The following is a 10085-nucleotide window of genomic DNA, read 5'->3' as shown; positions in this document are numbered from 1 at the left end:
TCCGTCATGGCTCAGCCTCCCGCCGCCCCCATAAACCTCACCCAAAAAGCCGCCCTCATCGACCAACAATGGAGCCCGCGCGTCGTCGCCGAGATGAACGACTACCAATTCAAAGTGGTACGCATCGAGGGCGAATTCATCTGGCACGCCCATCCCGAAACCGACGAGGCATTCCTGGTGCTGGAAGGCACGCTGCGTATCGACCTGCCGGACGGCCCGGTCTATGTGGCGCCAGGCGAACTGTATGTGGTCCCTCGTGGCGTAGTGCACCGCACGGCCGCCGAAGGCGAAGCCAAGCTGATGATGATTGAGCCTAAGGGCATTTTAAACACTGGCCATGAAGGTGGGGACCGTACCGCCTTGAATGATCAGTGGATTTGAACACTGCCTTTGGGTCTGGACACGATTATCATCAATGCACCGCAATGACACCGTCTTCATATCCAACGTTGAAACTTATGAATAAAACCCAATGGCAAGCCCTGAAGCTCAGGCTCAAAAAGTACCTGGCGATTATCGCCGCGCTCTGCCTTGCGGGGTTTCTCATTTATGCCTATGTGCACAAACCCGAGCTTCCCCCCCAAATAGTCCTGAAGCAAAACTTCATACCGGGGGAATGGCTTTATATCGTCGAGGAAGCCAGGGACCGTTCGGAGCCCAAGACGCTGAAGTTCTATATGGATTACCGTGAATCGACAGACGCAACCATGAAGGTGTACCTCGGCAAAACCCCGCCGTTCCTGGTCTCGGACACCGACTTGCAAGACGTGGTCATCCAGCGCGTCGCCAACGGCCTGCACATCAAACTCAAGGGCGCCGTCAGCCGTTATCGCAGCGATCTTTACCTGAGGGATGGCGACACTTACACCACGTATCGCATAAGCCTCGAACAAGTCGAAACCCGACCGCCCTTGCCGAGCGGTCGGTAAGCTTATTTCAACAGGGCGATCAGCGCGCACACCAGCGTGATCGCCAGCGCCGGCCATTGCATGGGCATGAAAAAGAAGTGATGACGCACGCCGTCGGCGTGAACCTTTCGATTCAATACAAAGCCCAGCACAACGTTGATCGCCGAGCCAATCCCGAACCCCATCAACACTTGCGTAAGCGACGTATTGCCAGGCTTGACGCTCGGATCCGGCCACAACCACATCACCAGCAGCACCATCGCCACGGGTGTAAACAAGGTGAGCCAGCCTGCACCGCGATAGATCATCGTTCAGTCCTCATCCTTAACGCTGCCGGCTCACGCCAGCTCGCGGGTTTGTTCTTCGACCGCCAATACCGCATCGAGGGTGTTGAGGAACAGGTCGTGGCTCAGGATGCCGGTGGCGATGGTGGACAATACGGCGTTGCCACTCTCGTCCTTGATCACCACTTTTTCGGTCCAGGCATTGAGGTCCACGGTGCGCAGCGAAGACATCGGCACTGTGCGGCCCTGGTATTGCAGGAATGCGCGGCTGACCACAATCGGCGAGGTGGTGATGTTCAGGAAGTTGCCGCTCATGCGCTTACCCCAGACCTGCCCCGAGCTGATGCAGTTGAACGTCACCGACCCACCCGTTTCCAGCGTCGCGATCACCACCGGCATGCGCGCGCGTACATGCAGCTCGCGCACCAACTGCTGGAACTGGTAAAAACCCTTGAGGGTTTCAATCACTCGGTGAAACGGCTCCGACGCGTTACGACGGTAGGCCAGGTTGGTGATCATGCCGGTCATCACGGTTTGCCCGGAGCCGAACAGGTACAGGTCTTCAATGTCAGCGAAGGCGGTGTAGTCGCGCTGGTCGTTGATGAAGCGCTCGATGCCGTGCTCATACACGTTGTAACGCGGCGCACGCAGTTTTCTGTGCCAGGCGTAACCGGCAAACACGCCCAACGCAAGAACGGTGAGCAAGGCGCTGGTGAAGTAGATTAGGGTTTGGGGGCTGCTGAAGCTGAATGACAGGCCGCGCGACGTCTGGCCGACGACGGGGCCGTGACTGTCCACCGGCAGGATGGTGCCCAGGTACAGCACAAACACCGCGAGCCCCAGCAACGCGACGCCAAATATCAAACTGAAGATCAGGAAACCCTTGCCGTGGCGAAAACTGGCGATCAGTTCGCCGGTGGCGGATGGCGTTTGGGTGGGGGATGACTGCATGAGTGTTTGCATCCTTGTAGTGGGTTAGGTCTTGCACCCTATCCTTCTGGCGACCGGGTGCACTTGGCACGCCGAGTTGGAGCATGGCTAATTAATATCGTTCCTTGGGCAGCCGACACTACGGCTGCGCAAGCCAACCGGTTCACACTATTGGGTCTTTTTTTTCCCGCGCAGAACAGTGATCATCGCCCTCCCCCAAAACCGCAGGAACCAAAACCATGGAATTGACGCTGGAAGCGGTTGCGCTCTTTGCCCTGAAGCTGGTGCACGAGACGGACGGCGGCAGCCCGGTTTTGCGCGATGATCCGGTGATGGAGGCGTACGACCGCGAGGTGTTTGGGTTGTTGGTGCGCCAGGGGGATTTGGCGGGGATTCGGTTGAAGCTTGATGAGTGCCTGACCTCAGCACTCGAATCACTGGGCGGCGCCACGACCGTGATGGGGCGCGAGCTGCAACGGCTTACGCGGGACATGCGCCAGGCGCCGAGACTGGAAGACCTCAATGCCCCGCTCGACGCACTCAAGAATTACCTGAAGGCCATTCTGTAACCAGCCACTACCGCCGCCCTTCCACCACCATCCGCACCGCCAACCCCATCAACACCGACCCCATCAGCCAGCGCTGCACCACCTGCCACCCCGGCCGGGTGACGAAAAACATGGCGATAGACCCCGCCAGGGTGGCAATCACTGCGTTCACGCTCACGCTGATAAGAATCTGCGTGAAGCCCAGCACCAGGGATTGCATCAGCACACTGCCATGGCCGTTCGGGTCGATGAACTGGGGCAGCAACGACAGATACATCACCGCCACCTTGGGGTTCAGCAGGTTGGTCACCAGGCCCATGGTGAACAATTTGCGCGGGCTGTCCTGGGGCAGGCTTTGCACCTGAAACGGCGAACGGCCACCCGGCTTGACCGCCTGCCAGGCCAGATAGGCCAGGTACAGCGCCCCGCCAAAGCGCAGCGCGTCGTAGGCGAAGGGCACCGCCATCACCAACGCGGTAATACCCAAGGCGGCGCACAGCATATAAACCAGAAACCCCAGCGCCACGCCGCCCAGGGAGATAAACCCGGCGGTGCGCCCCTGGCAGATCGACCGGGAAATAAGGTAAATCATGTTCGGGCCGGGTGTCAGCACCATGCCCAGTGATATCAGCGCATAGGCAAGCCAGCTGGACAGTTCGGGCATGGTGGGGCTCCCTGGACGGTTGTTCTGTCGACGCGAAACATCCGCTCAACGTTGTAGAGTTGGACACCATGGTAGGGCGTTCAAAATGCGCGCGTTAGATACAGATCCGTGATCAAAACGTCATACACCGATCGCACCATTCACCCGAGGGCAGGCACATGATCGACTTCAACAACAAAGGCTTCTTCAAGCTCAAACAGAACAACGAATACGCCGAACGCGTGGCTTCATTGCTGCTCGACGGCGAAGAAGTGGTGGACGCGTACAAGGCCATGCGCGACGGCGTGGTGTTCACCACCAAGCGCATCATCGCGGTGAACGTGCAGGGGATTACCGGCAGCAAGAAGGACTTCACGTCGCTGCCGTACAAGAACATCGTGGCGTATTCGGTGGAAACGTCGGGGACGTTCGATCTGGATTCGGAGTTGGAGATTTACTTTTCGTCGCTGGGGAAGGTGAAGTTTGAATTTACCGGGAAGACTTCGATTGTGGAGATTTCACGGTTGATTTCAAAGCACTTACTCTGAAAAATTCGAAAGGGTTGGTGGCGCGAACGCTGATCAGTACTTATAGCATGGTCATACGTCCACGTCACCGCAGCGATTACCTTCACAATAGCTTGCAGATCACATCAAGGTCATCAAAAGCAAAGCTAACGTAGGCCCTTCGATAAATATCGTAGTGCTCCCTCATTTGCTTTCCGCTTTGCGAATCCTTGAAATAAGCTTCTACCATCTCCTGCGGCCGGTGCAAACGTGGTTTGCTAATGACCCGTTCCTCTGCGATGTTTCGGTTTTTACGAATCTGTACCCGCCCACCCTGTAAAATATTCCTGAGCAAGTTCCACTCGTAGAAGAAAATCCCATCAAGCTCATAGAAATTCAAGAAAGGGACGTTATGCAATAGTATGAAGTGGGTATTATCCGGGCGAGCGCCGGCCAATCCATGTTGACTGAGCTTGCGCCTGATACTATCGTCAGAAAGGTTATCTTTCAGAACGCCTAATTGCTGAATAAAACCCTTACGAAAGTTCGCATTTAGAAACAACTCGCACTGCTCGGAAAGATATGTAGGAATTTCCGACAGCTGATGCTTAACCTGCACGAAATAATAAATATCCTCATCTACATCTTGAATAATCAGATCAACATCATACCCCTTGATTTTCGCATTATTACCTGGTTTGAACTCCTCATAAATTTTCAGGCGAGGGTCATTGAGACTGCGAATATAATTTAAAACATAGTCTTTTTCGAAGCCAACACCCAGTAGATGGCCAAAGTCAGGGCCCTTCTGATTAACCAGCACCTCACCGAGCAGGTACCTGACAAATTTTCTCAGCCCGTACTTGAAATTCAGCGCGCCCCTTAGATACATGCCGCCCTTGTACTCAACAAAACTGCTGGCCGAATCAAGCGTCGGTAATCGTCCAGCGAGGGCGCTATTAATCATATCCACCGTTGCCGGGCTGACGATACTTCTCATGTACTCCTCGCTGGTCGAGCGTTCACCTGACATCGCACGTAGCTCAAGGTGAATTGCAAAATCAACAACCTCTCGCAAATATTGATACTTAGGATGGTTCGTCATGGTCGGCGACAGGTAGTTTGAATGTATGGACAGACATTTATCCAACGTTTGATCCACTAACAGCTTGCGTAATTCTGGTGTCAGACGACCTCGTTCATGCAGCATAGGTACAATGTCATGCCGACTTAAAATATCACCGATATTAGAATTAGCTTCAGTGACCTCCGCAAGCCAGTAAGCCTTTAATCGCACCTGTAGCTTGGCGGTAGGCACTATCTTTAGCGTTTTCCCGTGCAGCTTGGCGCTCAAGAGCCCATGACCTATCAGAAAATACACTTCACTCAGGTAGTAACCCAACCACAACCTTTCATTCGCCAAGATCGATAAGTTGTGCACTGCACGAAGCTCAAGATTCTCGGAAATTCTATTACAGGTATATTCAAGCGCCGCCCAGGTATAAGATTTACTAAAGGCAGCGAGCATTTCCTTTTGCGATGCCGACGTAGCATCACACGGTAAAAATACAATTCTGAAATATCGATACAACTCATCAGTAAAACGATGCACCGTGTCCTGATTGAGCGGCACATGATCTTCAAAAATTAATTGAGGCAGAGAGTTTTCAGCCTTCTCCAAATTATTCTTAATTTTCTCCCACAGCAACGCCTGTACCTGCTCGGCACTGATAAACCTGCGCAGCATCGTAAACTTGTAAAGCATTCGCGCATGCCATTTCAGGCTTTTGCCTGCGGGCGGAAGGGGCGATGTAAACTTCATGGGATTCTGCAAAAAGGCGAGCAGTTGCGGATCAACATTTTCATAAATCATCGTCGAACATCCTATTCAATATTACTGTCCGGATTCATATATCCACCTTGCTAATTATCAGGCAACCGAGAGAAGGCTTTTTTCATCGGATCCTAACAAAACCAGAACCGTCCTACCTCTTCATCAGCCTCCCCCGGCAGCCACCCCCTACATCCCGCCCCCTCATGCCCGCCGTGGCTTACACAACAATGACCTGTGATGGTAGGGTTCAAATATCAATTTTAAGCGTCGCGGGTAGCTGGCTGACTTTTCCCACGCAGGCCATCGAACAAGCCGAATTTCACCCGCTCATTCGCCCCCGTAGGCTCATTTCCTCGCACAAGGAAGTGAGCCGGTCATGTCAGAACGTTCTTATCCACCTACTGAAGAAGCGCTACGCAGACAGCGAATCCTGACACCGCAACCGTCGCAGGCGCCTTATTCACCGGCGATTGATCTATACGAACCCTCTCCTGCCACAGCACCTACGCTGGCCAAACCTGTCGGCTGCGTCTTTATCAAGCCCTGCCAATTGCCGGACGCCATATGGGTGCGTTCAACCATCTAACCGGCGAGCAGCTAAAAGGGCCAAAAGAGAAACGAAACATCAGAAAGTATCTGTGAGGGTTACATGGGACTCAAAGTGAGATTGGAATGGTTCGACAGAACCACAGAGTGGCTAATCGGAACTGAGGATTCGGCGGACTTAGGAAAGGATTACTCCGTGATTTCTGAGCTCGGATTGTCGGTAGACGAAGACGTCAATAACGGCATGTTTGAACTGCGGCGGGAGTGGCTATCGCAGGTACAGGCCTACTTCTCCCACGAGATTGCTCTTTCAGAGAGCGACTACTACGTCGCGTTTGATTACGAGGAGGCACGCGAGTAATCCAAGCTAAGAGAATGCATGGGCGCAATTGATCACAACTCCACCGAACGTCGAAGACTGCAAATCCAAGGCGTCGAATGACAGGTAAAAGACGAGCTCAGGAAAAATAATCATGAAAATCAGATTACGGTGGTACGAAAAGCACAGCAATAACTTGAAGGCGGATGAGTATTCAGCGGATATCGAAGACACAGACAGTGTTCTCGAAGCGTTGGGTTTTAGGTGACGAAACCGCGATATACGCCGATGTATTCGACATGTTGCCTGACTGGATAACGACTCTTCAGCCGTATTTCCAGCACATGATTGAGCCCGAACACCTCGACTACCAGATTTCCTTCCGTGACCAAGGCGCGTGGCCACCCTCTCCAAAGCAACCTAAGAAGGACTCTTGACGCAATGTATGTGAGAACGGATGAGAACAGCTATTACAGCGGCTTGTGGGTGGACGAGGCCGGCCTGTTACAGAAGGTCGACCCGCAATTGACGCCCGAGCTTATGAAACCCTCTTACGACTGCTGCACCCATACCTTCAACGGTGTGGTATTCGCCCAGGCTTTACCACGCGCAACGTAGAAACGATCAACGCGTACAGGTGCCTGCCAACGTCGAGGCGATAAGGTCGCGCAGCCACATATGAGCGGGATCCCGGTGCAGTCGTTCGGGCCAAAGCATGAGCATTTCAAAGCCCGGAATGGCCAGTGGAGGCGCTTGTACGTGCAGTGCGGGCTCATCTCGCACCAGCCTTTCCGGCACCACCGCAACCACGTCGCTGTGCGCCAATGCTGAGATGAGCGAGTTGAAATTAGACACTGATAATACGACTCGTCGCTCCAGGCCTTTAGCTGCCAGTGCCTGGTCAGTGCTGCCAACGAACCCGGCGCCATTGGGTGACATGACGGCATGTTCAAGGCCGCAGAACGCCTTGAGCGAAAGCTTGGCTGTCAACGCGGGATGACCGCGCCGCCCTGCCAGCACATAGCGTTCATGAACCAGAGACCGTTGACGCAGTTTTGGCGGCGCGTCATCGCGAGTATGCAACGCCAGATCAAGCTGGCCGTTTTCCAGATCACTGGCAAGACTGACGGGATGTTTGTTCAACAGCGCCAGGCGCGTATTTGGCGCCAGGCGCCTGAGCAGCGCCAGCGAGGGCCAGACTAAGGCAGTTGCTGCGTAATCACTGGCAGCCACCCTCCACGTCTGATTGGACAATGCGGGCTCAAAAGCGGCACTGGGACTCAGCGCGCCTTCCAACGCGACCAGGGCTTCGCGCAGCGGCCCGCGCAATTCACGGGCTCGCTCGGTAGGCGACATGCCTCGGGGACCGGGCAACAACAACGGATCGTCCAGAATTTCTCGCAGCCGCCCCAGTTGCAGGCTGACGGTCGGCTGAGCGAGGTTGAGCAAGCGCGCCGCCCGAGTAACGTTTTGCTCAGACAGCAGTGCATCCAGCGTGACCAACAAATTAAGATCCAGACGGCGCAAGGTATTGTGCATGTAAATACCATATGTTTCGGAAATTCATTTCTATCATACCGGGTTCGTCGTTACGGTGAGGCCTACACCCACTCGGAGCGCCTCATGAAGCTACTACTGATCTACGCCCACCCGGAACCCCGTTCGCTCAATGGCTCGCTCAGGGACTTCGCGATCGCTCACCTCAAAAGCGCGGGTCACGAGGTCAAGGTTTCCGATCTCTACGCCATGCGTTGGAAAGCGCCCATTGATAAGGACGACGCTCCAGGCTATGACGATGGAAAACCTTTCAACCCAGCGCTGGAGTCGCAACGTGTATTCGCCGCCGGCACCCAACCGACAGACATCGAGCAAGAGCAGGCCAAACTGCGGTGGGCGGACGCGGTGATCTTTCAGTTCCCACTGTGGTGGTTCTCGATGCCGGCAATTCTCAAGGGCTGGGTCGAACGCGTCTACGCCTGTGGTTTCGCCTACGGTGTCGGCGAACACAGCGAACGCCACTGGGGCGATCGCTACGGCGAGGGCAGCATGGCAGGAAAGCGGGCGATGTTGGTGGTGAGCATGGGCGGGTGGGAGTCCCATTACAGCGGTCGAGGGGTAAACGGGGCGCTGGATGACCTGCTATTCCCTATCCAGCATGGCGTGCTGTTCTACCCTGGGTTCACTGTCATGCCGCCCTTCCCCATCTATAAAACCAGCAAAATGGACGCCGCTCGATTCGAACAGCTATGCGCGGCCTATGCTGCTCGGCTGGATAACCTGTTCGACGACAAACCTCTGCCATTTCGTCGCCAGAACGCCGGGGACTATGAAATTCCGGCGTTGACCCTTAAGCCGCAGCTTGCCCCCGGTCGTCACGATTTGCGGATCCATATCGTTGAGGACATGGCGCCTGAAGGCTAGACGTGCGCCGACAAACCCAAGCGACGGCTGGAGACAACCGTTTACGCCATCACTCGGGCTGAAACGTCTCAAGGTACGCCAGGATATTTTCAATCTTCTGCGGATCACTGATGCCCCAGAAAATCATGCGCGTCCCCTTCACAACCGATTTCGGATCTTCAATGTAGGCCGCCAGTTTGTCCCGGTTCCAAACCACCCCCGAGTTCTTCATCGCATCTGAATACTGATAGTCCGCAGTGGTGCCGGCAGGCCGATCAATGATGCCGTTCAGTTGCGGCCCAAAGCCGCCACGGGCGCCTTCGCCAACGCTATGGCAACCGCCGCAGGTCTTGGCGAAGAGCTTGCCGCCCGCGTCTGCGTCGCCGGCGGCGGCAACCTGGGCGGTGGTGAGCATCAGGGCGAGGGTCAACAAGGCGAACTTCATCGTACGGCTCCGCATCGAGTGTTGCGCTCGATTATGCCTGTTTAAGCGGCCGCTCCCCAGTCGCTCCACCCGGCATGCTCAACATAATCGATTGTCATGACCGCGCCACCCAACCACGCTCCTGCACACCGCCAAACGACCACCCATCGTTTAGAAAACATCCAATCGAACCTATGCGCCAAGCCTCCACTCCACCTTACTGAACCCTGATGGTGGAGTAAGGATCATGGCTCAGCCATCGATTTTAGTATTGGAAGACGACGAGATCATTCGGGCGTTAATGGTGGATGTGTTGGAAGACTTCGGCGCATCGGTGACGTCGTTCCCTTCGGCGGATGAAGGGATGATCTACCTGGAACGGGGCGATGACCCGGTGGACCTGATTGTCAGCGATATTCAAATGCCGGGTTTGCTCAATGGCTTTGATCTGAGCAAGGTCGTGGCGCACCGCTGGCCGACGGTGCAGGTGGTATTGACCTCCGGCAATACCCATCTGGCAGCGCAATTGGGCAGTTCAGTGCGGTTTCTGCCCAAGCCGTGGAGAACCCAGCATTTGATTGAGTGTGTGCAGAACGCGCTCAATCAGCAGGGTTTGGCTATGCACTGATAGCCTCGCAATATCACCTTGCGCGAACTTCCCGGTAAACCCGTTGGTCCATTGTGACGCAAGGAGCGACATTTCTGATCCGTTAGTCAGCCTTTTCGCCTTGCGCGTTTAGTTA

16 protein-coding genes and 1 pseudogene are annotated in these 10085 nt (G+C 55.0%); 11 read left to right on the top strand and 6 right to left on the bottom strand.

The genetic code is table 11. From position 1 onward, the window contains the following. The first annotated feature begins 6 nt into the window (after positions 1–6). Together CIB54_RS09880 and CIB54_RS09875 are read left to right on the top strand one after the other, a co-directional pair. Positions 7–381, top strand: a complete 375-nt coding sequence (locus tag CIB54_RS09880; protein ID WP_065951241.1) for a cupin domain-containing protein — start codon at positions 7–9, stop codon at positions 379–381. A gap of 77 nt (positions 382–458) precedes the next feature. Continuing rightward, positions 459–929: a hypothetical protein gene (locus tag CIB54_RS09875; protein WP_101219690.1), complete on the top strand. Its 471-nt coding sequence runs from the start codon at positions 459–461 to the stop codon at positions 927–929. Positions 930–931: 2 nt separating this feature from the next. On the opposite strand, the gene CIB54_RS09870 is transcribed toward CIB54_RS09875, so the two are convergent. Beyond that, the gene (locus tag CIB54_RS09870) at positions 932–1216 is read right to left on the bottom strand and encodes a hypothetical protein (RefSeq protein WP_065951239.1); all 285 of its coding nucleotides are present in this window, start codon (positions 1214–1216) and stop codon (positions 932–934) included. Positions 1217–1246: 30 nt separating this feature from the next. Beyond that, positions 1247–2143 carry a hypothetical protein gene (locus CIB54_RS09865; protein WP_101219689.1) on the bottom strand — a complete coding sequence of 299 codons (897 nt, stop codon included), beginning with the start codon at positions 2141–2143 and terminating at the stop codon, positions 1247–1249. A 218-nt stretch (positions 2144–2361) separates the two neighbouring features. Here CIB54_RS09865 and CIB54_RS09860 point away from each other — a divergent pair, with 218 nt between their 5' ends. Next, positions 2362–2691, top strand: a complete 330-nt coding sequence (locus tag CIB54_RS09860) for a hypothetical protein (RefSeq protein ID WP_101219688.1) — start codon at positions 2362–2364, stop codon at positions 2689–2691. A gap of 7 nt (positions 2692–2698) precedes the next feature. On the opposite strand, the gene CIB54_RS09855 is transcribed toward CIB54_RS09860, so the two are convergent. Further along, complete coding sequence (locus CIB54_RS09855; RefSeq protein WP_101219687.1) at positions 2699–3334, bottom strand: LysE family translocator; 636 nt, start codon at positions 3332–3334, stop codon at positions 2699–2701. Between the two features lie 158 nt (positions 3335–3492). Between CIB54_RS09855 and CIB54_RS09850 the strand changes: the two genes are divergently transcribed. Beyond that, positions 3493–3861 (top strand): PH domain-containing protein, encoded by a 369-nt coding sequence (locus CIB54_RS09850; RefSeq protein ID WP_065951234.1) that lies wholly within the window; start codon positions 3493–3495, stop codon positions 3859–3861. Positions 3862–3943: 82 nt separating this feature from the next. Here CIB54_RS09850 and CIB54_RS09845 read toward each other — a convergent pair whose 3' ends face one another. Continuing rightward, on the bottom strand, positions 3944–5692 hold the full coding sequence (locus CIB54_RS09845; RefSeq protein ID WP_101219686.1) for a hypothetical protein: 1749 nt from the start codon (positions 5690–5692) through the stop codon (positions 3944–3946). Positions 5693–6029: 337 nt separating this feature from the next. Here CIB54_RS09845 and CIB54_RS27605 point away from each other — a divergent pair. The 5 genes and pseudogenes from CIB54_RS27605 to CIB54_RS27275 form a co-directional block, all read left to right on the top strand. Continuing rightward, positions 6030–6218 (top strand): annotated as a pseudogene (locus CIB54_RS27605) (detoxification); the annotation flags it as partial. A gap of 84 nt (positions 6219–6302) precedes the next feature. After that, positions 6303–6560, top strand: a complete 258-nt coding sequence (locus tag CIB54_RS09830) for a colicin E3-like toxin immunity protein (protein ID WP_101219685.1) — start codon at positions 6303–6305, stop codon at positions 6558–6560. A 112-nt stretch (positions 6561–6672) separates the two neighbouring features. Continuing rightward, positions 6673–6786 carry a colicin E3-like toxin immunity protein gene (locus tag CIB54_RS27815; protein WP_269801680.1) on the top strand — a complete coding sequence of 38 codons (114 nt, stop codon included), beginning with the start codon at positions 6673–6675 and terminating at the stop codon, positions 6784–6786. Between the two features lie 31 nt (positions 6787–6817). Beyond that, positions 6818–6955, top strand: a complete 138-nt coding sequence (locus tag CIB54_RS27895; RefSeq protein WP_332871788.1) for a hypothetical protein — start codon at positions 6818–6820, stop codon at positions 6953–6955. Positions 6956–6959: 4 nt separating this feature from the next. After that, a complete protein-coding gene (locus CIB54_RS27275; protein WP_157829701.1) occupies positions 6960–7136 on the top strand; it encodes a hypothetical protein in 177 nt (58 codons plus the stop codon). 6 nt (positions 7137–7142) lie between these two features. Here the strand turns inward: CIB54_RS27275 and CIB54_RS09820 are convergent, their stop codons facing one another. After that, positions 7143–8057 carry a LysR family transcriptional regulator gene (locus CIB54_RS09820; RefSeq protein WP_101219684.1) on the bottom strand — a complete coding sequence of 305 codons (915 nt, stop codon included), beginning with the start codon at positions 8055–8057 and terminating at the stop codon, positions 7143–7145. A gap of 84 nt (positions 8058–8141) precedes the next feature. Between CIB54_RS09820 and CIB54_RS09815 the strand changes: the two genes are divergently transcribed. After that, positions 8142–8939: an NAD(P)H-dependent oxidoreductase gene (locus CIB54_RS09815; RefSeq protein ID WP_101219683.1), complete on the top strand. Its 798-nt coding sequence runs from the start codon at positions 8142–8144 to the stop codon at positions 8937–8939. A gap of 49 nt (positions 8940–8988) precedes the next feature. On the opposite strand, the gene CIB54_RS09810 is transcribed toward CIB54_RS09815, so the two are convergent. Beyond that, the gene (locus CIB54_RS09810) at positions 8989–9363 is read right to left on the bottom strand and encodes a c-type cytochrome (RefSeq protein ID WP_101219682.1); all 375 of its coding nucleotides are present in this window, start codon (positions 9361–9363) and stop codon (positions 8989–8991) included. A 226-nt stretch (positions 9364–9589) separates the two neighbouring features. Between CIB54_RS09810 and CIB54_RS09805 the strand changes: the two genes are divergently transcribed. Beyond that, positions 9590–9970 (top strand): response regulator, encoded by a 381-nt coding sequence (locus CIB54_RS09805; RefSeq protein WP_065951227.1) that lies wholly within the window; start codon positions 9590–9592, stop codon positions 9968–9970. Positions 9971–10085: the final 115 nt, after the last annotated feature.

It is taken from the genome of Pseudomonas fluorescens (assembly GCF_002837185.1).
GTDB lineage: Bacteria > Pseudomonadota > Gammaproteobacteria > Pseudomonadales > Pseudomonadaceae > Aquipseudomonas > Aquipseudomonas fluorescens_AM.
Note: the sequence above shows the minus strand (reverse complement) of the source record. Positions and strands in the feature narration are given on the sequence as shown.